This window comes from Arthrobacter sp. Z4-13 (assembly GCF_054792705.1).
On sequence record NZ_CP096459.1, the window covers coordinates 3,503,821 to 3,530,793 of the forward strand.

General features: G+C 64.0%; 27 protein-coding genes and 1 pseudogene. 19 read left to right on the forward strand and 9 right to left on the reverse strand.

All coding sequences use genetic code 11. The annotated features are described in order from the left end of the window. The first annotated feature begins 67 nt into the window (after positions 1 to 67). The 3 genes from M1E07_RS17990 to katG all read left to right on the forward strand — a co-directional run bounded on the left by M1E07_RS17990 (position 68) and on the right by katG (position 3,202). Positions 68 to 424, forward strand: coding sequence for a DMT family transporter (locus M1E07_RS17990; protein WP_461187986.1), 357 nt, complete (start codon positions 68 to 70; stop codon positions 422 to 424). Further along, complete coding sequence (locus M1E07_RS17995; RefSeq protein ID WP_461187987.1) at positions 421 to 741, forward strand: DMT family transporter; 321 nt, start codon at positions 421 to 423, stop codon at positions 739 to 741. The genes M1E07_RS17990 and M1E07_RS17995 overlap by 4 nt, the downstream gene beginning before the upstream one ends. A gap of 166 nt (positions 742 to 907) precedes the next feature. Beyond that, positions 908 to 3,202 carry a catalase/peroxidase HPI gene (katG, locus tag M1E07_RS18000; protein WP_461187988.1) on the forward strand — a complete coding sequence of 765 codons (2,295 nt, stop codon included), beginning with the start codon at positions 908 to 910 and terminating at the stop codon, positions 3,200 to 3,202. Positions 3,203 to 3,310: 108 nt separating this feature from the next. Here katG and M1E07_RS18005 read toward each other — a convergent pair whose 3' ends face one another. Next, on the reverse strand, positions 3,311 to 4,453 hold the full coding sequence (locus M1E07_RS18005; RefSeq protein ID WP_461187989.1) for a LacI family DNA-binding transcriptional regulator: 1,143 nt from the start codon (positions 4,451 to 4,453) through the stop codon (positions 3,311 to 3,313). 189 nt (positions 4,454 to 4,642) lie between these two features. On the opposite strand from M1E07_RS18005, the gene M1E07_RS18010 reads away from it, so the two are divergent. The 5 genes from M1E07_RS18010 to M1E07_RS18030 all read left to right on the forward strand — a co-directional run bounded on the left by M1E07_RS18010 (position 4,643) and on the right by M1E07_RS18030 (position 9,454). Further along, positions 4,643 to 5,473, forward strand: a complete 831-nt coding sequence (locus M1E07_RS18010; protein ID WP_461190431.1) for an ABC transporter substrate-binding protein — start codon at positions 4,643 to 4,645, stop codon at positions 5,471 to 5,473. 106 nt (positions 5,474 to 5,579) lie between these two features. After that, a complete protein-coding gene (locus tag M1E07_RS18015; RefSeq protein WP_461187990.1) occupies positions 5,580 to 6,368 on the forward strand; it encodes an amino acid ABC transporter permease in 789 nt (262 codons plus the stop codon). Beyond that, positions 6,365 to 7,147 (forward strand): amino acid ABC transporter ATP-binding protein, encoded by a 783-nt coding sequence (locus M1E07_RS18020; protein WP_461187991.1) that lies wholly within the window; start codon positions 6,365 to 6,367, stop codon positions 7,145 to 7,147. The genes M1E07_RS18015 and M1E07_RS18020 overlap by 4 nt, the downstream gene beginning before the upstream one ends. After that, a complete protein-coding gene (locus M1E07_RS18025) occupies positions 7,147 to 8,190 on the forward strand; it encodes a Gfo/Idh/MocA family protein (protein ID WP_461187992.1) in 1,044 nt (347 codons plus the stop codon). Before M1E07_RS18020 ends, M1E07_RS18025 begins: the two co-directional genes overlap by 1 nt. 82 nt (positions 8,191 to 8,272) lie before the next feature. Further along, the gene (locus tag M1E07_RS18030) at positions 8,273 to 9,454 is read left to right on the forward strand and encodes an NAD(P)/FAD-dependent oxidoreductase (protein WP_461187993.1); all 1,182 of its coding nucleotides are present in this window, start codon (positions 8,273 to 8,275) and stop codon (positions 9,452 to 9,454) included. A 71-nt stretch (positions 9,455 to 9,525) separates the two neighbouring features. On the opposite strand, the gene M1E07_RS18035 is transcribed toward M1E07_RS18030, so the two are convergent. Next, the gene (locus M1E07_RS18035) at positions 9,526 to 10,629 is read right to left on the reverse strand and encodes a LacI family DNA-binding transcriptional regulator (RefSeq protein ID WP_461187994.1); all 1,104 of its coding nucleotides are present in this window, start codon (positions 10,627 to 10,629) and stop codon (positions 9,526 to 9,528) included. A gap of 136 nt (positions 10,630 to 10,765) precedes the next feature. Beyond that, complete coding sequence (locus tag M1E07_RS18040) at positions 10,766 to 11,608, reverse strand: PfkB family carbohydrate kinase (protein ID WP_461187995.1); 843 nt, start codon at positions 11,606 to 11,608, stop codon at positions 10,766 to 10,768. 319 nt (positions 11,609 to 11,927) lie between these two features. On the opposite strand from M1E07_RS18040, the gene M1E07_RS18045 reads away from it, so the two are divergent. Together M1E07_RS18045 and M1E07_RS18050 are read left to right on the forward strand one after the other, a co-directional pair. Further along, on the forward strand, positions 11,928 to 12,758 hold the full coding sequence (locus M1E07_RS18045; protein ID WP_461190432.1) for an ABC transporter substrate-binding protein: 831 nt from the start codon (positions 11,928 to 11,930) through the stop codon (positions 12,756 to 12,758). A 101-nt stretch (positions 12,759 to 12,859) separates the two neighbouring features. After that, entirely contained in the window at positions 12,860 to 13,876 is a 1,017-nt protein-coding gene (locus tag M1E07_RS18050) for an SIS domain-containing protein (RefSeq protein WP_461187996.1), read from the forward strand. 145 nt (positions 13,877 to 14,021) lie between these two features. Here the strand turns inward: M1E07_RS18050 and rlmN are convergent, their stop codons facing one another. After that, the gene (rlmN, locus tag M1E07_RS18055; RefSeq protein WP_461187997.1) at positions 14,022 to 15,263 is read right to left on the reverse strand and encodes a dual-specificity RNA methyltransferase RlmN; all 1,242 of its coding nucleotides are present in this window, start codon (positions 15,261 to 15,263) and stop codon (positions 14,022 to 14,024) included. 194 nt (positions 15,264 to 15,457) lie between these two features. On the opposite strand from rlmN, the gene M1E07_RS18060 reads away from it, so the two are divergent. From M1E07_RS18060 to M1E07_RS18080, 5 genes are all read left to right on the forward strand, one after another. Further along, complete coding sequence (locus tag M1E07_RS18060; protein WP_461187998.1) at positions 15,458 to 16,444, forward strand: aldo/keto reductase; 987 nt, start codon at positions 15,458 to 15,460, stop codon at positions 16,442 to 16,444. A 209-nt stretch (positions 16,445 to 16,653) separates the two neighbouring features. Continuing rightward, a complete protein-coding gene (locus M1E07_RS18065; RefSeq protein WP_461187999.1) occupies positions 16,654 to 17,130 on the forward strand; it encodes a hypothetical protein in 477 nt (158 codons plus the stop codon). After that, a complete protein-coding gene (locus M1E07_RS18070) occupies positions 17,127 to 19,016 on the forward strand; it encodes a glycoside hydrolase family 15 protein (RefSeq protein ID WP_461188000.1) in 1,890 nt (629 codons plus the stop codon). The genes M1E07_RS18065 and M1E07_RS18070 overlap by 4 nt, the downstream gene beginning before the upstream one ends. After that, positions 19,016 to 19,198: a DUF2231 domain-containing protein gene (locus tag M1E07_RS18075; RefSeq protein ID WP_461188001.1), complete on the forward strand. Its 183-nt coding sequence runs from the start codon at positions 19,016 to 19,018 to the stop codon at positions 19,196 to 19,198. The genes M1E07_RS18070 and M1E07_RS18075 overlap by 1 nt, the downstream gene beginning before the upstream one ends. A 256-nt stretch (positions 19,199 to 19,454) precedes the next feature. Continuing rightward, positions 19,455 to 19,631: a CsbD family protein gene (locus tag M1E07_RS18080; protein WP_461188002.1), complete on the forward strand. Its 177-nt coding sequence runs from the start codon at positions 19,455 to 19,457 to the stop codon at positions 19,629 to 19,631. A 305-nt stretch (positions 19,632 to 19,936) separates the two neighbouring features. Here M1E07_RS18080 and M1E07_RS18085 read toward each other — a convergent pair whose 3' ends face one another. From M1E07_RS18085 to M1E07_RS18095, 3 genes and pseudogenes are all read right to left on the reverse strand, one after another. After that, the gene (locus M1E07_RS18085; RefSeq protein WP_461188003.1) at positions 19,937 to 20,107 is read right to left on the reverse strand and encodes a hypothetical protein; all 171 of its coding nucleotides are present in this window, start codon (positions 20,105 to 20,107) and stop codon (positions 19,937 to 19,939) included. A gap of 211 nt (positions 20,108 to 20,318) precedes the next feature. Next, on the reverse strand, positions 20,319 to 20,507 hold the full coding sequence (locus M1E07_RS18090) for a hypothetical protein (protein ID WP_461188004.1): 189 nt from the start codon (positions 20,505 to 20,507) through the stop codon (positions 20,319 to 20,321). A gap of 192 nt (positions 20,508 to 20,699) precedes the next feature. Continuing rightward, a pseudogene (locus tag M1E07_RS18095) lies at positions 20,700 to 20,781 on the reverse strand (YkvA family protein); the annotation flags it as partial. A gap of 424 nt (positions 20,782 to 21,205) precedes the next feature. Between M1E07_RS18095 and M1E07_RS18100 the strand changes: the two are divergent. Then, entirely contained in the window at positions 21,206 to 21,679 is a 474-nt protein-coding gene (locus tag M1E07_RS18100) for a sensor histidine kinase (RefSeq protein WP_461188005.1), read from the forward strand. 80 nt (positions 21,680 to 21,759) lie between these two features. Here the strand turns inward: M1E07_RS18100 and M1E07_RS18105 are convergent, their stop codons facing one another. Further along, positions 21,760 to 22,371: an NADPH-dependent FMN reductase gene (locus tag M1E07_RS18105; RefSeq protein WP_461188006.1), complete on the reverse strand. Its 612-nt coding sequence runs from the start codon at positions 22,369 to 22,371 to the stop codon at positions 21,760 to 21,762. A 209-nt stretch (positions 22,372 to 22,580) separates the two neighbouring features. On the opposite strand from M1E07_RS18105, the gene M1E07_RS18110 reads away from it, so the two are divergent. From M1E07_RS18110 to M1E07_RS18120, 3 genes are all read left to right on the forward strand, one after another. Beyond that, positions 22,581 to 22,730: a hypothetical protein gene (locus M1E07_RS18110; RefSeq protein ID WP_461188007.1), complete on the forward strand. Its 150-nt coding sequence runs from the start codon at positions 22,581 to 22,583 to the stop codon at positions 22,728 to 22,730. Between the two features lie 184 nt (positions 22,731 to 22,914). Then, the gene (locus M1E07_RS18115; protein WP_461190433.1) at positions 22,915 to 23,616 is read left to right on the forward strand and encodes an SRPBCC family protein; all 702 of its coding nucleotides are present in this window, start codon (positions 22,915 to 22,917) and stop codon (positions 23,614 to 23,616) included. Between the two features lie 185 nt (positions 23,617 to 23,801). Then, on the forward strand, positions 23,802 to 24,719 hold the full coding sequence (locus tag M1E07_RS18120; RefSeq protein ID WP_461188008.1) for an SRPBCC family protein: 918 nt from the start codon (positions 23,802 to 23,804) through the stop codon (positions 24,717 to 24,719). A 123-nt stretch (positions 24,720 to 24,842) separates the two neighbouring features. On the opposite strand, the gene M1E07_RS18125 is transcribed toward M1E07_RS18120, so the two are convergent. Continuing rightward, complete coding sequence (locus M1E07_RS18125) at positions 24,843 to 26,840, reverse strand: rhamnogalacturonan lyase (protein WP_461188009.1); 1,998 nt, start codon at positions 26,838 to 26,840, stop codon at positions 24,843 to 24,845. Between the last annotated feature and the right edge of the window lie 133 nt (positions 26,841 to 26,973).

The window sequence follows — 26,973 nt, forward strand, 5'->3', positions numbered from 1 at the left end:
CACCAGCAGCATTGGCGCCGTTGCATTCACGGGGACCAAGCCCCAACGAATCTCAAGGACTAATTTCATGAAGTGGTTTCTCCTCGCCGGCGCGATCCTGAGTGAGGTGACGGCGTCCCTCTCCTTGAAAGCGGCGTTGGAAAACCCTGCATTCTTCATCGTGGTTGTTCTCGGTTATTCCGCTTCCTTTGCTTTCCTCGCGGCGGTCCTCCGCAAAGGCCTGGGACTCGGCGTTGCCTACGGTATTTGGGCTGCGTTGGGAGTGACACTCACGGTGCTGCTGGCCGCCCTCATCTTTGGCGAAGCGTTGACTCCGGTGATGATGATCGGCGTCGCCATGGTCATTGCCGGCGTCCTCTGCGTGGAACTCGGATCGCATAAAGAGCCTGCAAAAGAACCGGCAAAAGAAATGGCCCGCTCATGATGTGGCTGTTGCTGGCTGGGGCAATCCTCACCGAGGTGACCGCAACTCTGTTCCTGCGCGTCGCACCCACAGGTAAGCGGCGCTGGTACGTACCTGTCGGCGTCGGGTACTTCCTGGCGTTCACGCTCCTCACCCTGACCTTGGACCAGGGAATGAGCCTCGGCGTTGCCTACGGCATCTGGGCCGCGGCCGGCGTCGCGCTGACGGCCCTTGCCAGCCGCGTCTTTTTCAAGGAGACGATCACCCCCATCATGATGCTCGGGCTGGGGCTCATCATCGGCGGTGTCCTTCTCATCGAGCTCGGCGCAGCACACTAGCGGCCCCCGTAACGGGAGCTGGGAATTACTTAAGTGCAACGGCAATGCGGCCGTTTCTCTCATGGCGGACGGGCTCTCCCACCTCCACGCCTTCCATGTTCAAATGGGAAGGTTGAACCGGCCGCCCGAGTCCGCTCCACGGCCTCGGCCTTATGGAAGGAAGCACATGACCGATCGTCCGGAACACCCCCCGATCCCCACCCCCGGAAGTGCCCAAGGCCTGGACAGCAAGGTTGAAGGCGGATGCCCGGTGGCGCATGGCAGCGTCACCTCGCACGGCAGTGAGAGTGAAAACCCGGCCATCGATTCGCCGGAACCGAAGGGGCACCGGCCGAGGACCGTCGCGGATTGGTGGCCCAACCAGCTTGACCTCTCGGTGCTTCACAGCCATAACTCCAAGGGCAACCCGCTTGGCCCCACGTTCAGCTACCGTGAGGAGTTCCAGAAGCTCGACGTCGAGGCGCTCAAGCAGGACATCATCCAGGTCCTCACCACGTCCCAGAACTGGTGGCCGGCGGACTTCGGCCACTACGGCGGCCTGATGATCCGGTTGAGCTGGCACGCCGCCGGCACCTATCGCGTCCACGACGGGCGCGGCGGCGCCGGGGACGGCAGCCAGCGGTTCGCGCCGCTGAACAGCTGGCCGGACAACGCCAACCTGGACAAGGCCCGCCGGCTGCTGTGGCCCGTCAAGCAGAAATACGGCCAGAAGCTTTCGTGGGCGGACCTGCTGGTCCTGGCCGGGAACGTTTCCCTCGAGTCCATGGGATTCAAGACCTTTGGCTTCGCCTTCGGCCGCGAAGACGTGTGGGAGCCGGAGGAGATCTTCTGGGGACCGGAGGACACCTGGCTCGGCGATGAACGCTACATCGGTGAGGGCCAGATGTCGGAGGAGGTCGGCTCCACGGAAATGGGCCTGATCTACGTCAACCCCGAGGGCCCGATGGGCAACCCGGATCCCAAACTCGCTGCAGCATTCATCCGCGAAACCTTCAAGCGGATGGCCATGAACGACGAAGAGACCTTTGCGCTGATTGCCGGCGGCCACACGTTCGGCAAGACCCACGGCGCCGGTGACGCGGACGCGCACGTAGGTCCTGAGCCGGAAGGCGCCAACCTCGAGGCGCAGGGGCTGGGCTGGCTCAGCACCTACGGCAGCGGCAAGGGGGCGGACACGATCACGTCGGGTTTGGAAGTGACCTGGACCGACCGGCCCACGCAGTGGAGCAACCGCTTCCTGGAGATCCTGTTCGAGTACGAGTGGGAGCTGGTCAAGAGCCCTGCCGGCGCGCATCAGTGGGTGGCCAAGGATGCCCCGGAGATTATCCCGGACGCGCATGATCCCAACAAAAAGCACCGGCCCACCATGCTGACCACGGACCTGTCGCTGCGCTTCGACCCGGTCTATGAGGAGATTGGGCAGCGCTTCCTGAAGAACCCGGATGAGTTCCAGCTCGCCTTCGCCAAGGCCTGGTACAAGCTGCTGCACCGCGACATGGGCCCGGTTGGCCCGCACATGCTCGGGCCGTGGGTCCCGGAAGCCCAGCTCTGGCAGGACCCGGTCCCGGCAGTGGACCACGAGCTCATCGACGAACAGGACATCGCCTCACTCAAGGCCCAGCTCCTGGACTCAGGCCTGTCCGTCTCACAGCTCGCCGGAACGGCATGGGCCGCGGCGTCCACCTTCCGCAAGACCGACCGGCGCGGCGGCGCCAACGGTGCCCGGATCCGGCTGGAGCCGCAGAACGGCTGGGAGGTCAACGAACCAGAGCAGCTTACGACGGCGCTGCAGGCGCTTGAGACGGTCCAGCAGCAGTTCAATGCAGCCCAAGCCGGGGGCAAGAAAGTCTCGCTGGCGGACCTGATCGTACTCGGCGGCTGCGCCGCGGTGGAAAAGGCTGCGCGGGACGCAGGCTTCGCCGTCACCGTGCCGTTCCGGCCCGGCCGCACCGACGCCGCCCAGGAGCAGACCGACGTCGAGCAGTTCCAGTACCTGAAGCCGCGGGCGGACGGGTTCCGGAACTACGTGCGCCCCGGCGAGAAGCTCCAGCCGGAGACCCTCCTGCTGGACAAGGCGTACCTGCTGGACCTCTCCGCACCGGAGATGACGGCGCTCATCGGCGGCATGCGCGCCCTCGGCACCAACGTGGGCGGTTCCAGCCACGGCGTCCTCACGGACCGGCCGCAGGTCCTGACCAACGACTTCTTCGCCAACCTGCTCTCACCGGGCACCAAGTGGAAGGCGTCGGAGAACGAGGAGAACGTCTACGAAATCAGCGACGTCGCCACCGGTGCACTGAAGTGGACCGCCACACCGGTTGACCTGGTCTTCGGCTCCAACTCCCAGCTCCGGGCGATCGCCGAGGTCTACGCAAGCGATGACGCCAAAGAGAAGTTCGTCAACGACTTCGTGGCGGCCTGGGTGAAGGTGATGGAACTGGACCGCTTCGACCTGCGCTGATCCCGGTTTACTGAGCGAGCGTCCGGGCCGGCTGCAGATGCGGCCGGCCCGGACGCGACCTGACAACGTACGTTGTCGACAAAATGGGCGGGTTCCGTGCGGATGATTTCATTCATTGTGCAGCTCGCCGACGTCGGGAACGAGCACTTCTTGTGCCTCAGTTTCCGGACGGGAGAAGCGTACTGCGACGCGAGGTGACCCTACGGAGCCCCGCTTTATCAGTCGCGCTTCGAGGATGGGCGCGGCGTGAGGTACTTTCCGTCCTTCAATCTGCCGTATCAAAGCAGTGGCAGCGGCGACGCCCATGTCATAGACGGGTTGGGCAATGACTGTCAGGGGCGGCGTAGTGAGGCGTGTCCAGGCGAAGTCGTCGTACATCAGGAATGAAACGTCCCTGGGGATGGAGAGTTCAAGTTCCTGCATGGCACCCAGAACGCTGAGGGCGATGAGTCCATCTGATGCCACGACCGCCGTGGCCGGGTCCGGCAGGATGAGGAGTTCACGCGTGATGTTTCGGATGGAGTCTGCATCGCCGGCATTGAGCCGTACCAGGTCGTGGGGGAACGCCAGTCCTTTATCCGAAAATGCCCGCCGCATGCCGTCCAGGCGATCAGAAATCTGTGATGAATCCACCTCCGCCGCCGCGCTGAACGGCGAGTCGGACTTCAATGTGGAGATGAAGGCAATTCTGCGGTGGCCGGAGTCAATTAAGTACCTCGTTGCCTCGTAGGAGATATCAGTCATGTCGACTGCGACGGTTACTGCCGAGAGTCCGTTCGCAGCCCGGTCCAGCAGGACCAAAGGCCGCCCCGACTCGTAAACACGCTGTAAATGCTCAGTTTCAGTCGATGACGCAGGAGCCACTATTAGGCCGTCCACCCGCTTGTCCAGCAGGACCTGGACCGCATCGACCTCCGCAGCCTGTTCCTCGTCGGTGTTCACGAGGATGACGTTGTAGCCGCTCTTCTTTGCAGTGTCGGTGATACCCCTGGTGGCCAGACCAAAGTGCGGGTTTTCAATGTCACCGACCACCACGCCTATCGTGTGCGATTTTCCGGTGTTCATGCTGCGCGCGAGCTCATTCGGCCGGTAGGAAAGTTGCTCGGCGGCGGCCAGGACGCGCTCCCGGACTTCGTCGCTCACGGCCCCGTAGTTGCCCAGCGCCCGCGCGGCTTGGGCCTTGGACACCTGGGCCGCTTTGGCCACGTCCGCGACCGTGACGTCGCGGCGCCTGGAATTGTTGCTGCTCATTTCTGCCTTTCCAAAGGGGCCTTGACGGCCGATGTGGCTTGAGTTACATTTTTACCAACCCCAATGTGAGTCCGGTCTCAACCCTAGCGCTTGAGACCGGACTCAGCAAGCAATTATCAACGAAGGCCGAAGGGCCACCCACGATTGGAAAGAACCTTGAGCAAACGATTCAACTTCCGCCCAGCGGCAATGGTCGCCGCCGCCGTCGCGGCTCTTTTGGCACTGTCGGGCTGCGGGGGGTCAACTCCTGCCTCGTCAGCTGACAACCCTTACGGACTGATTGAGCCTGGCACTGTCCGGGTTGCCAGCCTTGGTGACTCCAAGCCATACACTTTCACCGACGCGCAGGGTAACTTCACGGGTTTCGATGTTGAGCTTTTCAAGGACGTAGCCAAGCGGGCCGGAGTGGACAATGTCGTCTTCACCGGCCAGGACTTCTCCGCGATCCTGCCCGCTGTGGCCAACGGCCAGTTCGACGTCGGGGTGGCCGCCATCGGAATCACCGAAAAGCGCAAGGAAACCGTGGACTTTTCCGAGGGTTACCTCGCCGGCTACCTGACGGTCCTGACCACCAAGGATTCCGGAATCAAGGACGTGGACGGCCTGTCCGGCAAGCGCCTTGGCGTGGTGCAGGGAACGCTGCAGGAAGCCTACGCGGTGAAGAACTTCACCACCGCGAACCTGGTCCGGTTCCCGGACAACAACTCAGCAATCGCAGCGGTGAACAGCGGATCAGCTGACGCCCACTTCCTGGACTACGAAGCCGCCAAGGATTACCAGGAGCAGCACGGCATGGTCAGTGTTGCGGACATCCCGTCCTTCGACGCGCCCGCCGGTTTCGCCGTAGCCAAGGACAAGACCGCCTTCAAGCAGGCCCTGAACAAAGCCCTGGCAGAAGCCATGGAAGACGGCACCTGGAAGACGCTGTACCAGAAGTGGTTCCCGGGCTCCCCGATGCCTGAGCAATACCTGCCCAAAGCCGAGCAGACAGCCACACCGGCCCCGGCCGCAAGCAAGTAAGCCCCTCAATAAACCAGGCCGGGAACCAGCCGGCTGCACCTAACCGGGCGGACCGCCGTTCGCGGTCCGCCCGGGATTCATAAGCCAACTACGTCTGAGAGCAACCATGGACTGGTTCAACACCATTATCCGCACCTTCTTCGACTTCAAGGCGATGGCCGAAGTCCTCCCGCAACTCCTCGGAGTCGGGCTCCTGAACACGCTGATCATTTCCATCGCGGCAACCATCCTGGGTGTTTTCCTGGGCATGGTGATCGCCGTTATGGGCATCTCCCCCTCGAAATGGCTGCGCGTTCCGGCGCGAATTTACACCGATCTGTTCCGCGGCCTTCCCGCGATCCTGACCATCCTGCTCATCGGTCAGGGCTTTGCCCGGCTGAGCCAGTCGGTCTTCGGGCCCTCGCCCTATCCGCTGGGCATCATCGCCCTGAGCCTGATCGCCAGCGCCTACATCGGCGAAATCTTCCGCGCCGGCATCCAAAGCGTGGACAAGGGCCAGGGTGAGGCCTGCCGCGCCCTCGGCATGAGCTACGCCAAGTCCATGGCCCTGGTGGTAATCCCGCAAGGCATCCGCCGGGTACTGCCCGCTCTGGTGAACCAGTTCATCGCCATCGTCAAGGACTCCTCCCTCGTCTACTTCCTGGGCTTGCTGGTCAGCGAACGCGAACTCTTCCGCGTTGGACAGGACGCCGCCGTACTCTCGGGCAACCTTTCGCCCCTGGTCATGGCAGGCATCTTCTACCTCGTCATCACCGTGCCCCTGACCCACTTGGTCAACTACTTCGACAACAGGTTCCGCACCGGCCGGCGCCGCCCCACAGCGCCTACAAGCGGCCTGAAGGAAGTCACAGAACTCGACGCGGCCTCGCCGCTGATTACCGGGAGCAACACATGAGCCTCGCCAGCAACACCTCACGCAGCAACGCAGCCCCAGACATCGAGACCTTCCACGGCTCCAGCCTGGAACTGAAGAACCTCACCATGGCCTACGGGGACATCGAGGTCCTTCGCAACGTCAACCTCACCGTCAAACCGGGAACCACCACCTGCATCATCGGACCGTCCGGTTCGGGCAAGTCCACTCTCCTCCGGGGAGTCAACCGCCTGCATGAACCCAAAAGCGGAGACGTGCTCCTGGCGGGCGAGAGCGCGCTGAAAGTCAACCCCGACATCCTGCGCGCCCGCATCGGCATGGTGTTCCAGCACTTCAATCTCTTCCCGGACCACACCGCCCTGGAAAACGTGGCCCTGGCTCTGTGGAGCGTGAAGGGCATGCCCAAAGCCGAAGCGCGCGAACGCGCCCGACGCCGCCTTGCCGAAGTCGGACTCGCCGAACGCGCCGACCACCGCCCACGGGACCTGTCCGGCGGCCAGCAGCAGCGCGTCGCCATCGCCCGCGCCCTCGCCATGGAACCGGAAGTCATGCTGTTCGACGAAGCCACCAGCGCACTGGACCCGGAACTCGTCAAAGGCGTCCTGAACCTGATGGCAGGACTCGGCCGCCGCGGAATGACCATGCTCGTGGTCACCCACGAAATGGGCTTCGCCCGCAAGGTCGCAGACCAGGTTGTCTTCATGGACGAAGGTGAAGTCGTCGAAGCGGGCACCCCCGGCGACCTCTTCGACAACCCCAAGAGCGAACGCCTCCAGCGCTTCCTCTCGGAAGTACTCTGATGCGACAAGTTACAGCGTCACCCATTCGGACCGCAGTCGTCGGATTCGGGGTCTCCGGCAAAGTCTTCCACGCGCCGCTCATCGCAGCGGGTCCTGGCTACTCGCTGGACCTGATTGTCACGGCTGATCCAGCCCGCGCTGCGGAGGCGGCCAGGATTTATCCTCAGGCCCGGGTTGTTCCAACGCCGGAGGACCTGTTCGCCCTCTCCGGCGATCTTGACCTGGTAATCCTCGGAACCCCGCCGCTCACCCACTTCGACCTTGCCTCGACGGCGATGGCCCACGGCCTTCACGTGGTCGTGGACAAGCCGTTCGTCACCACATCCGTTCAAGGCGAAGGCCTCATCTCGCAGGCAACTGAAGCCGGTGTCCAGCTCACTGTCTTCCAGAACCGCAGGTGGGACGCGGATTTCCTGACGCTCCAAAAGCTGCTGAGGGACGGTGCGCTGGGCGAAGTCCGCAGCTTCGAGTCGCGCTTCGAGTGGTGGCGGCCGGAAGGCTTCGGGAATTGGCGTGACACCGCCTCCCTGCCGGAAGGCGGCGGAATCCTCCACGACCTTGGTGCCCATCTGATCGACCAGGCCGTCCAACTGTTCGGTGCGGTCGAAGAAAGCTACGGGGAGACGGCGAACCGTGGCCCGCATCCGGAGGGAGCTGACACGGAGGCCTTTGTGTCACTGCTACACGAATCCGGTGTCCGGTCCAGGCTGTGGATGAACGGCATGGCAGCGCAGGTGGGCCCACGCTTCCACGTCCTGGGTTCCGAGGCCGGCTACACCAAATGGGGCCTGGACAGCCAGGAGCCGGACCTTGCAGCGGGTATGTCCCCGTTGGACCCCTCCTATGGCATGGAGCCCCAGGTCGCTTGGGGGGTCCTGGGCATCGACGGTGCCACGACGCCCGTTCGACCAGAAACCGGGGCCTACCCCCAGTTCTACGCAGGACTGGCCGCCGCCCTTCGCGGCGAGGGCACGCTGCCCGTCAACCCCGCCGAGTCCCTTGAAGTCCTTAGCACCATCGAAAAAATTCACGCCTTCGCCTAGCCAGGGCCGAGCAGCTCAGGTGCAGTGCCATTGCACTCCTGCGCGAATCACCGTTTTTAAACACACCCAGAAAGGGAGAACCATGTCCTCCACAACCCCAGCCAAACACGTCGCCGTCATCGGCGGCGGCATCCTCGGCGCATCGACCGCCATGCACCTCGCACGGGGCGGGGCGCAGGTGACACTTGTAACAGCTGGGCCGCTCGCGAACGGGGCTTCGAGCCGTTCCATTGCATGGCTGAACTCATCGGGTGCCCGCTCCGCCGAATACCACTACCTGCGAATGCTCGCCATTGACCGCTACCGCACCTGGAGCGCGCACCACCCCGAGAGCCGCGGCTACATCCGGTTCGATGGTGCAATGAAGTGGGCAGGCCCCACCGAAACCTTCCGTGAGACCTTCGCCTTCGAACGTTCAACCGGGTACAACTCCGTCTGGATCGACCGCGCCGACGTGCCGCAGATCGCGCCCGACGTGAACGCCGATGCCGTGGCCGAAGAAGGAGCCATCTACAACCCGGGCGAAGGCTGGGTGAACATGCCCGATTTCATCCCGGCACTCGTGGCCGAGGCCGTGGCCAGCGGCGCGCGCATCGTCGAGCACGCCGGCGATGTGCGGGTTGACGTGCAGAACGGTGCCGCAGCCGGCGTGGTACTCGGCGACGGGACACGGTTGGCTGCCGACCAGGTAGTGCTGGCTACCGGCGGCCAGGTTCCAGCCCAGCTCGCCGCCCTGGGCGTAACGGTTCCAGATGCCACACCTGCCGCCTTCGTGCTGTTCACCGATCCGATCGACATCAAAGTAAAAACCGTGCTCAACACCCCGCGCGTCGCGGTGCGGCCCACGCCCGACGGCCGGCTCGTGCTCGACGCCGATTGGGCAGAGCAGTCGGTGATTGTTGAGGATGACGGTTCCTTCACTGTTCCCAATGAATCGGTGCAGGGCTTGCTCGACGAGGCATCGAAGGTGCTCGCCGGGAACCCCCGGCTGACCGCGCAGCAAGTGGGAGCAGGACTGAAACCCATTCCGGGCGACGGCGAACCGGTAGTGGGTCCAGTGCCTTCAATCCCGGGACTGCACACCGTGTTCACCCACTCGGGCGCAACGCTCGGGCTGATCCTCGGTGAGCTCCTCGCCGAGGAGATCCTCACAGGAACCCCGTCTCCGGTGCTGCAGTCGTTCCGCCTCGACCGCTTCGACACCGGTGTCGCCACGCCGGAGGCCGTGAGCACGGGTGCCTGGGCCCCCGTGCCCCAGAACTAGCAGGCCGGGAAGTGGTGGACGCCGCCGCATCCACCACTTCCCCGATTGCCCGGCCGTCCGGACCGTGTGCCCTAGTTCTCTGCCTGGTGTGGAGGAGGTCCCACCGAGTCTCGGATATTAAGCCGTGCTTCCAAGACATTGTGCCTTGGAACGGATGTCTCGCCGGCGATCCTGGCAAGGAGAAGCTCGGCTGCCATTGAGCCGATGCGGTGCACCGGCTGGTGAACGGATGTTATCGCCGGTTGCATGAATGTCATCCAGTCGAGGTCATCGAAGCAGACAACGGAAAGTTGGCTGGGGACCCTGATCTTGAGGTCGGCGACGGCCTGCATGAGTCCTTGGGACATGGTTCCGTCGGCGGTGAAGACGGCGGTAGGCCGGTGATCGGACTCGAGGAGCTGGATGGCTTCGTGGCGTGCGGCTTCCGAGGAGTAAGCTCCGGCGCGGCTGATCAGTTGGGTCTGCACGGGGATGCCTGCGTCCCGGTGGGCGTCGAGGTAGCCGAGTAGCCGCTGCCAGCTTGGATAGAGCGTTTCCGCGGTCACCGGGGAAAAGGCCGCCTTAGCTACAAAGTCCTCCAGGCTGCCATTGTCGATTTGCTCAAGTTCAGCGATGATTCCTATTCGCCGGTGGCCGGCTTTCAACAGGTGAGTGACTGCTTCACGGGCGGCGCCGCGGTTGTCGACTGTCACTGAGTCTGCCGTCAGGTCGTAGGCTGCCCGGTCTATTTGGACTGTTGGGCAGCCGCCGGCGATGAGACTGCGCAGATGTTCGGATCCCTGAACATCGCAGGGAGTGATGATGAGGCCATCAACGCGTTTTTCGAGGAGAAGCTGAACGGCTTCCTTTTCGCGTTCAAGATTTTCATCGCTGTTGGTGAGGATGACGCCGAACCCCCGTGATCTTGCCACGTCGCCGATCCCGCGCAGGACCCGGGCGTAAAAGGCGTTGTCGATGTCAGCGGCGACTACGCCTATGGTTTGGCTTCGGCCCGTGACGAGGCTGCGGGCAACCATGTTGGGCTTATAGCCGAGTTTCCGGGCCGCAGCTTGAACCCGCGCCGTGACCTCATCGCTGGCGTAACCGTAACCACCGAGGGCGCGCCCGGCTGTAGCCGTGCTGACACCGGCTTCAGCTGCAACCTGGGTGATGGTGATCCGGGGAGGTGGCGGCATGGGAGTCTTTCCGTGATTGGGAGTGCTCCGGGTGCTTGTGCACAGCCCGGAGCCGGGGCTCAGTAGCTTACCTGCCTCGTGCAGCGGCACCCTTCCAAGACATAACCCAGGGTTCGATTCGGGCCTTCCAGGCTACTCAGGCAGTGCGACCTACGCCAGGTGTGGGCAGAGGCATGGCGGTGAGGAGTTCTCCTTCCCCGAAGGCTCCGAGCCTGCTGCATGTGAGGGCAGAGGCTTCTGACGCCTTTGTCATCGCCTCATGCGGGTTATTTGCTTGCAGCAGCCCAGTCAAAAGGGTGGCGATATATGTGTCACCGGCGCCCAGAGTGTCCACCAAGGTGGTGTTTGCCGCCGGGGCTTGGTAGGCCTGTTCCCGGCCCACCAGGACAGCACCGTCTGCTCCACGTGTTACCAGCGCCCAGGTGGCACCGAGTGCGATGGCATGCCGCGCCAGATCGAGTCCCTCGGGTCCGGTGAGGTCTCCTCCCGAAAAGGATGCGAGATAACAGTGCTGCGCGACCGTGCTGAGAAGACCGGTATCCCTGTTGGTGGAGAAGTCGAAGGACACGCGTGAGACGGATGCGAGGTCCGGCGCCAAATCCTCCAGGAGACTGGAGACGCTGAGGTGGACCGCATCAAAACCGGACGCCGGTGAAACGAACCCGCCATCGAATTCGGCCCGGGAGACTCCGAGTCCGACTTCCCGGAACACTCTGTCCCCGTTGTTCCGGCCAATCACGCAGTAAGCGGTACTGCCGGGCCGGACCTGCAGTAAGTCCGTGGACACCCCTTCACGGATCAGGGCATCCCGGATGAGGGCTCCGGCAGCATCTGTCCCCACGGTGCCGGCGTAGGCCGCTCTTGCTCCCGCGCGACGTGCGAAAACCGCCGCGTTCAGGGCATTGCCGCCCGCAAAAACCTGCCCCTCATCCAAGTAGCAGTCAACAACGTTGTCCCTAGCCGTCAGGATCGAAACCATCGCGCCTCCCAAGTAGTCATCCTAACGAGGATAAGAGAACGTTCGCAGAAAGTCGAGCCACAAATTTCCCACGCCAGATGGTCCGCCGCCTGCCAAAAGATGCGCAAGCCTTGGAATCCGCGCTCTAACAGCGCGGGGAAACGTCTCGGAAGCATCTCTTGACGAGCCCGAACCGGTGACTGTAGCTTTGCCGTATCTGAAAACGCTCTCACAACAGCTGCGGCGAATCATCGTCGAATACGGCCTCGTGACGACTACCTTTTTCGCAGATCGGAAAGCAATGCGCACTTATTCAAAAAAGTTCCGCCTCGGCGTGCTGATGGCCTCAGCGGCTGTGATCGCCAGCGTTGTCACTGCCTGTGGCGGCAGCCCCTCGTCATCCCCTTCAGAGGACAACTCGTACGGTCTGATTCAGCCGGGCACTGTCCGGGTTGCCAGCGTCGGGGATCTCAAGCCTTATGCCTTTGCCGATGCGCAGGGCAACTTCACCGGTTTCGATGTGGAGCTTTTCAAGGATGTGGCCAAGCGGGCCGGGGTGGACAATGTGGTCTTCACCGGCCAGGACTTCTCCGCGATCCTGCCCGCTGTGGCCAACGGCCAGTTCGACGTCGGGGTGGCAGCGATTGGGATCACTGATAAGCGCAAGGAAACTGTGGATTTCTCCGAGGGCTACCTCGCCGGTTTCCTGACAGTCATTACCACCAAGACCTCCGGCATCACCGGCGCGGAGGACCTGGCGGGCAAACGCCTTGGCGTGGTGCAGGGAACGCTGCAGGAAGCCTACGCGGTGAAGAACTTCACCACCGCGAACCTGGTCCGGTTCCCGGACAACAACTCAGCAATCGCAGCGGTGAACAGCGGATCAGCTGACGCCCATTTCCTGGACTATGAAACGGCCAAGGATTACCAGGAGCAGCACGGCCTGGTCAGTGTTGCGGACATCCCGTCCTTCGACGCGCCCGCCGGTTTCGCTGTCGCCAAAAGCAAGACCGCCCTCAAGGAGGCCCTGGACAAGGCCCTGGCAGAAGCCATGGAAGACGGCACCTGGAAGACGCTGTACCAGAAGTGGTTCCCGGGGTCCCCGATGCCTGAGCAATACCTGCCCAAAGCGGAGCAGTCAGCAACTCCGGCCCCGACCACAGGCAAGTAACCCCCTCAAGGAACCAAGCCGCTGCACCTAACCGGGGCGGACCGTTCGCAGTCCGCCCCGGAATGCTCACGGCCTTCATACGAAAGTACAGGAACAAAAAAATGACCGACGGCACCTTCATTGGAATCCAGCCTGTCAAAGAAATCCCTGACAATATCCGGGAATCCCAGGAGCACGCCTTGACCCTCTGGCCTGAAATCAGGTCGTACGTATTGGGTCTGTCGGAGCTCAGCAGGGTCTACCTTGTCGGCGCCGGGGGCTCGCTCTCCGGCCTGCACGCGGCCCAGTACTTCCTGGACCGGCGGGCCACAACGCCCGTAACATCGGTGAACTCCGACGAGTTTTACTACCGCGCATCACCCGGAGTGGGGCCAGGTGCGCTCGTTATCTCCTTCTCGGCGGCAGGCATGACGCCCGAAACCGCAAAGGCAGCCTCCTGGGCGCAGGCGCGGGGGGCGGCCGTAGTGGCAGTGACCCTGAACGCTGAAGGCACCCTGGCAAAAGCAGTCAACACGGCTTTTGTGGCCAAAACCGGGGACGGCAACCAGATCCTCCTGCAACTGCTCGCCCTCGCAATTCTGGAACGCGAAGGCCAGAACGCCTCCGAGGAGCTCTCGGCCTTGGCTGCACTGCCGGGCGCCACCGAAACCGCGGTGCGCGCGTTCGAGCCCTACGCGGCCAAGATCGCCGAGAACATGAAGGACGTCCCCGTAACGTACCTCATCGCTTCGGGATCACTGGAGGGTATGGGAAGCACCTTCACCAGCTGCTTCCTGCAGGAAATGCAGTGGATGCACGCGGCAACCCTCAACGCGAACGAGTTCTTCCAGGGCCCGTTCGAGGTCTTCGACAAGGACACCAAAAGCATCCTGTACTTAGGCGAAGATGAGAGTCGCCCCATGGCGGAACGCGCCGACCGCTTCCTGGAGGAATACAGCGGTGAGACGTTCCGGGTGGACAGCCGCGAACTCGAGCTTCCCGGTATCCCCCAGAAACTGCGCGCTTTCGTCGCCCCGCTGGTCTTTTACACCATTTCGTTCCGGCTCGCAGCCCACTACGCAGCGGTGCGGGGATATTCGCTTGAAGGACGCCGCTACATGTGGCAGTTCGCGTACTAGCAATACGGCATCGAAGCTGGGAGGGGCCTCAGCCGCCCCTCCCAGCCAGCCGATGATTCTCAAAAATGGTTGGCCCAGGGGCGCTGCGCCCATCGCCTGCCGTTAGGAATCGGGCTAGCCTGACGTCCATGGCCCAGCCAGGCTCCTAGTCTGCGGCAGCGAGCTGCCCGCAGGCGCCGTCGATCTCCTTGCCACGGGTGTCGCGCAGGGTGCATGGCACCCCCGCGGCGCGGAGCCGTTCTATGAACTCCTGCGCTACCGGCTTGTCCGAGGCGGTCCAGATGGAGCCGGGGGTGGGGTTGAGCGGAATTGGGTTCACGTGCACCCAGCCGCGGCCACGCTGGTTGAGTTTCTTGGCCAGCAGGTCTGCACGCCAGGGGTGGTCGTTCATGTCCTTGATCAGCGCGTACTCGATGCTGACCCGGCGGCCGGTCTTGCGGTAGTAGTGGTAGGCCGCGTCGAGTGCCTCGTCCACCTTCCAGCGGTTGTTGACCGGGATCAGCTCGTCGCGGAGCTCGTCGTCGGGGGCGTGCAGTGACAGCGCGAAGGTGACCGGCAGGTCCTCGTCCGCAAGCTTGCGGATGGCGGGGACGAGGCCCACCGTGGAGACGGTGATGTTCCGGGCAGACATGCCCAGGCCCTCGGGCGAGGGGTCCACGAAGCGGTGGAGGGCGGCCATTACGCGCTTGTAGTTGGCCAGCGGCTCGCCCATACCCATAAAGACAATGTTGGTGACCCGCTCGCCGTCGTGCTCGTTTTCGCCCAGCTCGCCGGCCGCGATTGCCCGGTTGGCAGCGACCACCTGGTCAACGATCTCGGCGGTGGACATGTTGCGGGTCAGCCCGGCCTGGCCGGTGGCGCAGAAGGGGCAGTTCATCCCGCAGCCGGCCTGCGAGGACACGCAGAGGGTGATGCGACCGGGGTAGCGCATCAGCACGGACTCCACCAGCGCCCCGTCGAAGAGCCGCCAGAGGAACTTGATGGTGTCCCCCTTGTCGGTGCGGAGGCGGCGAACCTCGGTGAGCAGCGGCGGGAACATCTGGGAGACGAGCTCCTCGCGGCCGGCCTTGGGCAGATCGCTCATGGCTTCCGGGTCCGTGGTCCAGTGCTGGAAGTAGTGCGTGGAGAGCTGCTTTGCCCGGAAAGCAGGGACGCCAAGCTCCTTCAGCTTCGCGGCGCGCTCGGCCAGGGTCAGGTCCGCCAGGTGCGCCGGCGGCTGCTTCACCCGCGGGGAGGCGAACTGGAGGAGCGGACGGCCCTCGACAGTACGCGCCTGCTCCCAGCCCTCCGCCGTCGGGAGGACCTGGGGGCGGGTGCTGTCGGCTGGCACGCCGTCCTGTTGGCGGGCGCGGGCGGGCGATGGGGAGGAAGGAGTGGGGGAAGTCATCCTTGCTATTGTCCCATGCCGGTTTTCACTTTGGGGAATCGGGGCACTATGATGCCGCTCCCATCCAGGATTTCGACGAAACGGTCCACGCCTTGTCACGACCGGACCGCTGGCTGCCGGGGTTTCGTTGACAGCACCAACGCTCCCTCTTTAGGCTCCTGCCAGCGTGGATGCCAATGCGAAAGGACAGTGTTGTGGACCAAAACAGTGGGCAGTTGCGGGAGCATCTAGGCCTCCTTGGCTTTGGCGGCACAGGGGTTGGCAACCTGTACCGCGCCATACCCGATCAGCAGGCGGCAGCAACGGTGGAAGCAGCCTGGGATGCCGGTATCCGCTACTTCGATACGGCACCGCACTACGGACTGGGCCTGTCCGAGCGGCGGATCGGCGAAGTCCTGGCGGCCAAGCCGCGCAACGAGTTCATCCTTTCCACCAAGGTGGGACGGGTCCTCGTCCCGTCACCTGCCACCAAGGACACCAAGGACCCGGACGGTTTTGACGTGCCCGCTGGACTGCGACGTGAATGGGACCCCTCCGAAGCAGGAGTGAGGCACAGCATTGAGGATTCCCTGGAACGGCTGGGAACCGGCTACATCGATATCGCCTATCTGCACGACCCCGATGTGTACAGCATGGAAGATGCAGTGAAGTCTGCGCTTCCTGCCCTGGAGAAGGTCCGCGCCGAGGGCCTGGTGCGGGCCATTGGCGTAGGCACCAATACCGCCGGCGCCGCCCTGCAGTGCATCGAAGCGGCCGATCTGGATCTCCTGATGCTGGCCGGCCGGTTCACCATGCTGGAACAGCCGGGCTCGGATGGCCGCCCTGGCGAAGGACTGCTGGACCGCTGCCTGGAGCTGGGGACGGGGGTGGTGAGCGTAGGCGTCTACAACTCCGGCATCCTCGCCAAGCCCACACTGCCTTCCGATGCACACTACAACTATTCCCAGGCCAGCGAAGAGATCCTGGAACGGGCCCGGCTGCTTTCCAGGATCTGCGACGAACACGGCGTGGAACTTCCCACCGCAGCCATCCAGTTCCCCTTCCGCCACCCCGCCGTCGTCAACGTCACGGTGGGTGCCAGCAGGCCGGAGCAAATCAGCGAAAGCGCGGATCGCATGTCCAACCAGGTTCCGGATGAGTTGTGGCAGGACCTGCGGGAGCGTGGACTGATTCCGGGCTGATATTGGCTCCAATCTGCCTCAGCCGCCGCAACCGCCGCGCTCCCCCTGCTACAGCAAATCCTTCTAAAACAACTTCTCTTGTTTAAACACGCTTGCCCTTCTAAAGTTATTAGACCTACTTTTAGAAGGGGTCCACGATGCGGTGGTCAGTGAGGCGCTGCGGGGTTGCCTGCATTCACGCTCTTAGCGCTTGGGTCACGTGACCCGGGATGGACTGGCAGGGCTGGGCCTTGTTCGGGCTCGTGGCAACCTCAGTGCTGACAGCGGTGATGATCGCCGCGCAGATGGCAGGCCTGACCCGGCTGGACCTGCCGCTGGTGCTGGGAACCCTGGTAACGCCTGACCCGGACAAGGCCAGGGTGGCGGGCTTCTTTATCCATCTTGCCGCTGGGCAGGGCTTCGCGTTGGGTTACGCTGCGGTCTTCGCCCTCCTGGGGCAGGCGACGTGGTGGATCGGCGCCCTGCTGGGACTCCTGCACGTCGCGATGGCACTGACGGTCATCCTGCCCCTGCTGCCGGGCATCCATCCGCGAATGGCCTCCACCAGGGCCGGGCCCGCCACAACCGCAGCGCTTGAACCACCGGGCCTGCTTGGCCTGAACTACGGCATCCAGACGCCGGCCGTTGCCGTGGTTGCCCATGTGATCTACGGTGCGGTCCTTGGACTGCTTCTGGGGGCACGATGAGCGTGCATCAACTGGATCCGGCCCAGCAGCAGCGTGAACAGCCCACGCCATTTGCGGCGCAGCAGAAACCGACGCCCATTGGGGACTACGGGCTCCTTGGTGATACCCGGACCGCCGCGCTTGTCTCGGCTGCGGGGTCAGTGGACTGGCTCTGTGCTCCCGCGTTCGACGGCGACCCACTCTTTGGTGCCTTGCTGGGAGGACCGGAGGCGGGCAGGTTCCTCGCTGGGCCGGCCCAGCCCGCCCCCGTGATTTCCCGCCGGTACCGGCCGGATACGGCAACCCTGGAAACGGTATGGGCGCAAGGGCCCGGGCGCCTCGTCCTCACCGAGGCCATGATCTCAGAAGTGGCCGGCGAGCTCCTGCCCACAACCGTCCTGGTCAGGCGCCTGACCGCGGAACACTCACCCGTCCGGGTGACTGTACTTTTCGACCCGAGGCTTGGCGAACAACACCGCCGTCCGCGCGTGCGCCGCGGCACGCAGCTCATCTGCGACTGGGGTCCGCTGGCAACCTCCCTGGGAACGAACCCGCATCTCAACGTTGTGCCCGGCCGCACCCTCGACATCACCATCAATCCCGGCCAGCCCCTCACGCTTGTCCTGGCGCTGGCCTACGGTGAACCCCTGATCCACGTAGACCCGGGGACGGCCTGGAACCTTGTTGAGAAAGACGAGGCGCGCTGGCGGGTATGGACGGACGAGATTGACAGCACGATGCCGTTCCGGGAGCACGTGGTGCGGAGCCTGCTCACCCTCCGCCTCCTCACGTACTCCCCGTCCGGCGCCCCGGTGGCTGCCCCCACCACCTCCCTGCCGGAGGAGCCGGGAGGCATCCGCAACTGGGACTACCGGTACGCCTGGCCCCGCGACGCAAGCATCGGCGTCGGCGCCTTCCTGCGGTCCGGCAAGACGCAGGAAGCTGAAGACTTCCTGGGATGGCTCCTGCATGCCAGCCGGCTGCAGCGGCCGCATCTTCCCGCCCTTCTCACCCTGGCCGGCGGACACGTTCCGAAGGAACGGAACCTGCCCAACTGGCCGGGCTATGCCGGAAGCAGCCCGGCGCGGACCGGCAACCTCGCTGCAACCCAGCACCAGCTCGACGGCTACGGCTGGGTCCTGGACGCAGCCTGGGCCTTCGTGAACAGCGGCCGCAAGCTGAACTCTGAGACGTGGCGTGCCATGCGGGGGTTCACCGACCTGGTAGCCGAAACCTGGCAACAACCCGACGCCGGCATCTGGGAAGTACGCGGCGACGCGGCCCAGCACGTCCACTCCAAAGTCATGGCCTGGCTTGCGCTGGACCGGGCCCTTCGAATCGCCACCACCCACCGCCTCAGCACGCGCCGCCGGCTCCGCTGGGAAACGGCACGCAACCAGATCGCGCACAAGGTGCGAATGAAAGGCTTCGACTCTGCCAGGAATTCGTACACACGGACCTACGGCTCCAACGACCTTGACGCCGCCCTGCTGGTCCTGCCGCTCACCGGCCTGGAAGAATCCGGCTCGCCCCGCCTGACAGGAACAATTGAAGCGGTCCGCGCGGAGCTTTCGGCCGGATTTCCGCTCCTTTACCGCTATCCACCCGGGCAGGACGGCCTCCCCGGGACGGAGGGGGCATTCCTGCCTTGCTCCTTCTGGCTCGTTCAGGCGTTGGCGTTCACCGGCCAGCACCAAGAAGCCACGGCCCTGTTTGAAGCCCTGCTGCTGAAAGGCTCCCCGCTGGGCCTCTTCAGCGAGGAAATCGACCCATCCTCCGGCGCGCTTCTCGGGAACTATCCCCAAGCCCTGACCCATTCGGCCCTGGTGCAGGCCGCACTCGCTCTCCGGGACAACCCTCCCGGCCCTCTTGCCACAACAGATAACGCACTGGATAAGGAGCAATAATGGAAAATCTCATGGCGCACCAACAGTCCAAGCACCCCAAAACCCCGCTGGCAGGGCCCTACGGACACCCGCTCCACCCGACCCTGGTGACGGTCCCCATCGGTGCCTGGACAGCGAGCCTCATTTTCGACGTCGTCGCGCTGCTGGGGAGCGATGACGCGCCCTTCCTGATCGGGTCCTGAGGCTTGGGGCGGACAAGCAGGAGTTCCTCCTCATTCCCTTTGTTCCCAGCCTCGTGGGCTATGCCATCGTCGGCGCCTCCGGCTACCTTGGCGGCAAGCTTGCCTATCACTACGGGGTGCGGGTGGCTGACGAAAAGACGCAAAGCCAAGGGTTTCTTTAAGAATTCGAGGATCCCGCAGGAAACCCGAGGATTAGGATGGTGGCGTAAAGCCGTCAGCGCAACGCGGGCGGATTCCGACCGAAGGGAGAAACACCATGGGTTTGGACGACAAGATCGGTAATGCAGCCGAGAAGATGGGCGGCAAAGGCAAGGAAGCCGCCGGAGAAGCTACCGGCGATGAAAGCCTGAGGGCCGAAGGGCAGGGCGATCAGGCCAAGGGAGACCTGAAGCAGGCCGGCGAGAAAGTCAAGGACGCCTTCAAGAAGGACTGACTTTCCGTGATGGGAAGGGCGCCGCTCCAAACGGGGCGGCGCCCTTCTCTTTCTCCCAGCCATCCCGCTAAAAAGTTGCTCCGACAACTCGCAGGTGGCGTCCCTACCGTTAACGAGTACCAATTACTCGTGTACCCGGGGTCGAAGCAAATTAGTGTTTTCAGCAGCGGAGATCGTAGATTCCGCTACTGAGGTCTCAGTCCATCGATTTCCCCGGCTGTTTGCCGGGGACCAGGCTGGGGCCGGCGACGATGGTGTCCGTCCTGAGACCGCGGGCACCGCCCCCCAGCCGTCGCCGGCCCCACTCACGCCCGTCGGGCCCCGCAAGAAAGAGGCGCGAGCAGCGCGTTCTTCAGGTCTTCGCTCAGGCCTTTCGGAACGTCCAGCTCAACGTTGAGGGCCAGCAACGCCCGGCTGAAGAAGTTACGTGCCGGGGCAGCCATCGTGATGTCGGCGATCTCTTGTACTGAACGCACATTCCAGCAAGGTAGCGGGTGATTGGAAGCCCCCGCGCGAGTCGGGCTCGAGCGCGGGGGCTTCCGTTCGCTTCCGCATTCGGGGGAAAATTTGGAAGCAACTAGAAATGTACCGGCTGGTAACCTGCCGTTAAGCCGGTTTAGGCCGGTCAGCGTGAATCTTGAGTGAACCTTGAGCCGGGCCGTTCAATCGGCATCAACCCGTCAGGTGTCACTCCGACTCCGGCCCGTCGGTTGCCTCGGGGTCCTCTTCGGGTTCGAAAGTATTGGGCTCCGCATCGGCACCGATGCCCACGCCGTCCCCGCCGCCGGGAACACCGCCGTCGTCATTGCCCTTGCTGGCCGCCCCATCCTCCTGCAGCTCGTCATCAGGCAGTGAATCAGGTGAGTTGATGGTCATTGCTCCTCCTCCAGTGGCCGGGCCTCCACGCTAACAGCCCCCGGAACGAAAGGCGCCGACCAGGCCAAAGAATTTACGGCCGACGGCGGACCGGGGCCGCCGCTTTCAGGATGATCTCCAGTCCGGGCCGGGTTCCCGGCCAGTGCCTTTCCAGCGCCCCTGGCCCCGCCCGCTTCAGCACCGACCGCAACACCAAAGCGACAATAACGGCATCGTCCGCATAGCCGATCACGGGAATGAAGTCCGGCACCAGGTCGATGGGCGATAGGAGGTACGCGAGCAGCAGTACCACCCGCACCCGAACCCCGACGGCGACTGTCCGGTCCGCGGCCAGCCTCCTGATCAGCCGGAGCAGGTCCGGCAGCAGGCGCAGCGCGTCCTTCATTGTGACGGTCTCGGGATGGCGGCGGGCGTACCACCACAGCAGGAGGAGCAGCACGGCGTACGCCAACAAAAGGCCCGCCACAGTGCCAAGTAAGGTCTCCCAGGACATCCGCACCTCCTAAGCGCCGGGCAGGCGCCAGCTCCTGCCCGAGGGTACTCCAGATGCGACTAATTGGGCCGGGTATCCAGCCAGATTGGCTCAGCCCCTTGCGGCACCAAGAATTGATGGGATCTTGAGGTAAACCTTGCCGCCCATTGCAGTTTGAGGTTCACGCTGGAGGTATCGGACAAACAGCTTGCGGGAGCAGGAAGTCATGGGAAACAAAGTAGTTTCAGACGAAGTAACAGCCGTAGAAGGCCTGCTCACGGATCAGCATCCGCTGGACTTTTACACCCTGGGGCTGGCCGGCTGCATCGACCGGCTTACGGTGCCCCTTCGTCAGCGCGGGACCGCCGTCCGCTGGGACACTCCGCACTGGGGGATCGAAATACCGGCGGATTGCGCGTCCCTGCTGTACCAGTCGGCGCGCGAGGCGCTCAGCAACGCGTTCAAGTATTCGGAAGCGTCGCAGCTTACCGTCCAGCTCGCCGCCGTCGATCACGGGATCCGCCTGGTGGTGGCCGACGACGGCACAGGCTTCGACAGCAAGCTCGCCACATGCGGTCGTCACCACGGCTACGGACTCCGCCTTATGTCCATCGCCGTTCATGAGGCCAGCGGCTCCGTGGATATCTGCTCGGCCCCGGGGCAAGGCACCAGCGTGACGGTCACCCTGCCGCTGGACTAAGGCTGGGATGCTTCCTGAAGACCAGGATGCCCGCCGTCGCTGGGACGGCGGGCATCCTTATTTTTCGGCACTTGGTGGCGTTACCGCGTCAGCTTCGCGCTATCGTGCTCCAGGTCGCCGATATGGCCGGGCGCGTTGGCGGCCAGGACCCTGGCAACGAAGGCGGCGTACTCGTCCATAAAGTGCCGAAGGAACTTGGCAGTGTCCTCGTTCCTGACCTCCCCATCCTCACCGAACACCGCGGCATCGAAATGGATGTAGGCCTCAGGGGCGTTCAACTGTGGCGCGTCCAGGAAGCTCAGGACGCTGCGGAACGAGGACTGCATTACCGCCGTGCCGATGCTGCCCACGGAGGCGCCGATGATGCCCGTGGGCTTGCGGGCAAACGAGTTACTCCCCCACGGGCGGGAGCCCCAGTCGATGGCGTTCTTGAGGGCACCGGGAATGGATCGGTTGTATTCGGGTGAGACGAACAGGATACCGTCGGAAGCCTCGATGGCCTCCTTCAGGGCGCGGCCCTCCGGCGGGAAATCGGCGTCGTAATCGTAGCTGTAAAGCGGGAGGTCCCTGATGGGGATTTCCGTAAACTCGAGGTCCTCGGGTGCGAGTTTGATCAGCGCATTGGCAAGGACCCTGTTGATGGAGCCGGTAGCGAGGCTCCCCACGAAGTATCCGATCTTAAAAGGTGCCATGAGTGTTCCTTCCAAAAGCCGGTTAGACCGGCGGCCCTATTCTTTTTGGAAAAGATGCCGCCCGTCAGGCGGCTTATGGTGCCGCCTGCAGCACCAAGTCCAGCACAGAAGGCCAACAACGGCCAGAGCAGGCGGAAGGTCCTTGACAGGCCGGGCCGGGGAGCGCTGAATGATCTGTAGCGGAGTCCCCGGTGCGGTCAGGAGCAGCCATGAGCGAGAATCCATTGCAGGACGAGCGGGTCCACACCGAGGCACCCGCCGAGGGCGACCCGGACGCCGACGTCTCAGAGATCCGGGTCCACACCCAGGACCCGGCCGAGGGACCCGATACTCCGGAACCTGCGGCACCCGGCAAATAGCCCGCGCCTGGCAGGGAAGTCCGGGACGCCGCGAAGCCGGCCTCCCGCCGTCGGACGCCACCAGCGTCACACATCCCAGTTGGGCCTGGCGCCTGATCCAGAACATGGCGTTGATCGCCAAGCACCTGCGCCAGCTGTGATGACACTGTTTCTCATCGGATGCGGTTCAGTCGAAGGAGACATGATGAGCACGAAAGTGGAGAAACGGATCGTGGTCGATGTGCCGGTCAGCACGGCCTACAACCAGTGGACGCAGTTCGAGGATTTCCCCCACTTCATGAGCGGCGTGGAAAGCGTGACCCAGCTGAGCGACGACCGCCTCAAGTGGGTTGCGCACATCGGCGGCGTCCACCGGCAGTGGGAGGCGAAAATCCTGGAGCAGGTCCCGGACCGCAAGGTCGCTTGGGCCTCCACCGAGGGCGCAACAAACTCCGGCACCATTGAATTCAAGGACCTCGGCAACAACAGGACCGAACTCGCCCTGACGCTCGAGTACCAGCCCGCCGGCGTGGTGGAGAAGCTGGGTAACCTGCTCCACGTGGTGGGCCGCCAGGCGGACCACGACCTGAAGAAGTTTAAGGAATTCATCGAACACGAAGGCCACGCCACCGGGGCCTGGCGCGAATCAATTCCGGGGTCGGTGGCGGGAAGCCCGGCCAGCACCGTTGCGTCCGGCACGCCTCCAGCCGCTGCCGAGACCGCCTCGGAGCCGCGGCCCTACAACAGGTTCGAGCACCCGTTCGATCAGACCGGCGGCCTGGTGGACTTCGAGGGCGAGTCGGACGAGACAGCTGAAGGCGAGAATTACAGCGCTACGGCACGCCGGAACCGCCACAGCCAGGAGGACACCATCCCGCCCTACGGCGGCCTCTTCGGTGGGCCTTGAACTGCCCTGAGTCCCTCGTCAATGAAAAGGGCTCGACGGCGGCGCCTGGCCCGGCCATCCGGCGCCACGTGCCGCCGTCGTTTTTTCCTGCTCTGGAAACCAGCCAGCCCATTAGGTATGTTGGTAAGCATGCTGATGATTTTTTCCGACTCATCAGCTTCCGGTAACAAAGCGAAGGAGACGTTATGAGCACGAAGGTGGAAAAACGCATTCTGGTGAACGTACCGGTAAGCACCGCTTACAACCAGTGGACCCAGTTCGAGGAGTTCCCGCACTTCATGGGCGGCGTCAAGAGCGTTACGCAGCTCAGTGACGACCGGCTGGAGTGGGTGGCCGAGATCGGCGGCGTCCGCAGGCAGTGGGAAGCCAAAATCCTGGAGCAGATCCCCGACCGCAAGGTTGCGTGGGCCGCCACGGAAGGCGCCACGAACGCTGGCGCTATCGAATTCGAGGACATCGGCGGAGGCCAGACTTCCCTGCAGCTGACGCTTGAGTACGAGCCCGAAGGCATGATTGAGAAGGTAGGCGACAAGCTCAACGTCGTGGACCGCCAGGCCGAAGCTGACCTGCAGCGGTTCAAGGAATTCATCGAGGATGAGGGCTACGCCAGCGGCGCCTGGCGCGGCAGCGTCAGCTCTGGAGCACCAGCCGGCACTCCCGGCGTTGAGGACGCCGCAGGATCCCGCGGCGACTCAGGCAAGGCAGGCATCTCCGGCAAGATGGCGGCCGGCCTGGGCGTTGCTGCGGCAGCGGGTGCAGCGGCAGCCATGGCCGGGGCCAAGAAGGACACTTCCGGTGAAGTCGTGGATGTGACCGTCACGCCGGCAGAACCTGTCACCGTTACACCGGTCTCGCCAGAGCCGATCAGCACCGGCACGACCACGGGTACGGCGGCGGCTGCCGGCTCCACCGGTTCAGTCGCCGATCTGGGAGATGACAGGGTGGGCCACGCCTTCGACCAGACCAACGGCCTGGTGGACACCACCGGCGAGTCCGACGAAACGCTGGAAGGCGAGAACCTCAGCGCCGGGGAACGGCGCGAAGGCGACCGCCGGCCCGACGGCGGCCTGCCGCCAGTCGGCGGTAACCTCGGCCAGCACTGACGGACTTGCGGGCGCCGGGCTGACCGCCGCTGACTGAAGCCCGGACCGGCGTCGGACATTCCGGACACAACGAAAGCGCCGCCCGCCTCCTGTGAGAGGCGGGCGGCGCTTTGCTGCCTGGCGCTACTGCTCAGTGCCGGCGTACTTCACCGACGGCGCGGCCGGGGTTTCCATGCCCTCGCCGATGAAGAAGCTCGGGTGCGGCGGCTGGTTGTAGGCTACGTTTTCGCGGGCTACGGCGGTCCGGTAGACGGTGTCGTGCATGAGGGTGCGGAGCCGGACCTCGGTGGGTGAGGTGCTCGTGTAGATCCGCAGCTCGGTGCTGTCCGACGACGGGAATGCAAGTTCCTCGCGCCAGTCACCCAGGAGGTCCGCCTGGAGCGACGGGTTGCCCTTGGTGTGGTTGTTGGTCCTTGCGCCCGTGGCGGTCAGGAGCCTGTCGCTGGCTTCGGTTTCCCAGTTCCACTTGGAGATGGTGGGGACACCCACCCCGGCTACGGCGTCAAAGTCGTGGTCGACAACTTCGCGGAGCAGGTCCCCGTCCCACCAGGCCATGAAGTTGGCGGCCGGGATCTTTTCGGCGATCCTTTCGCCCTTCGCGGACATCAGGTTGCCGACAGGAGAGTTCCAGGCGGCGTCGCCGCCAACAGCCCAGCCTTCAGCGCCGGCGTAGCGGGGATCGATGTCCCCGATGACGCCGCGGCCGGTGTCGCGGGTGGCAGGAATGCTCCAGAGGACTTCACCGGTGGCGGAGTCGCGGAAGGTGGCGCCACGGTTTCCGCTCTGGCTCATGCTCTCGTGCACAGCGAAGGTCTCCAGGCCCGGGCGGGACGGATCCCAGTCGCTGGTGTGAATGGCGTCGCCGTGACCCAGCTTCGTGTTGTAGAGCGCTGTGCCGTCGTCGTCGATGGTCATGGAGCCGAAGACGAACTCGTCCTTGCCGTCCTGGTCCACGTCAGCCACGGACAGGTTGTGGTTGCCCTGGCCCTTGTACTCGGCCCCTTCAATGTCGGAATCGAAGGTCCAGCGCTTCACCAGCTTGCCGTCCACCAGGTCATAAGTGACCAGCACGGCGCGGGTGTAGTAGCCGCGGCTGAACATCATGGACGGCCGCTCGCCGTCGAGGTACGCCACGCCGGCCAGAAAGCGGTCCACCCGGTTGCCGTAGCCGTCACCCCACGAGCTGACGTTTCCACGGGGCGGGTCGTACGGCACGGTGTCCATGATGGTGCCCGTGGCACCGTTGAACACAGTGAGGAATTCCGGACCGGACAGGACGTAGCCGCCGCTGTTTCGGTAGTCGGCAGTGGCATCGCCGATGACGGTGCCGGCGGCATCCCTGGTTCCGTCCGCCGTCTTCATGGACACCTCGGCCTTGCCGTCACCGTCGAAGTCGTAGGCGAGGAGCTGCGTATAGTGGGCGCCGGCGCGGATGTTGCGGCCCAGGTCGATGCGCCACAGCTTGGTACCGTCCATCTTGTAGGCATCCACGTACACGTTGCCTGTGTAGCCGGACTTCGAGTTGTCCTGAGCGTTGGAAGGGTTCCAAAGCTGGATGATCTCGTAGCTGCCGTCACCATCGAGGTCTGCGACGCTGGCATCGTTGGCGGAGTAGGTGTACGGCTTTCCGTCCTTGCTGACGCCGTCCGCCGGCTTGTCCAGCTTGACGGCAAGGTAGTCCTGGGCCAGCGGCGTGACCTCCGCGCTGAGCTTGTCCTGCCCGCTGCCGTTGCCCACCGTTTTGATGACGTACTTGGAGGCTGCGGTTCCGGCCGGGTCCACAAAGGTGGTGGTGTTCCGGATGGGCTCTTCGGTGAGCCGGACGCCGTCGCGGATTATATGGAAGCCGATGCTGTCCTTGTCCAGGCCCAGCATGCGCCAGCCAAGGGTGACGCCCTGCTCTGTCAGCACGGCAACGGGTGCCCGGTCCAGGTTCTCCACCTGGCGCTGGAGCCCTGCCTTGCCGGACAACCCGGGCGCTGTTTCAGGGTTGGCCTGCGCCAGGGGTACGCCGGTGAATGCCAGCGCCGCAGCCGTAAGTGATGCCGCCACAGCAAGCGGGGCGGCTTTCCAGGCGCGGCCGTCCTTGGACGGACGGGAACATTTTGAGGGATAGAGCAAGAGGACATCTCCTTTGATGCGGCGGCAGCTGAGTCTGCCGCACGACAAATTGGAACGTTTCACTCCCAGCCAGCCGGCATTTCTGGGGAATGTTCAAAGTTGGCTGGCGGTGTGAGGAAAACGCTTTCTGCCC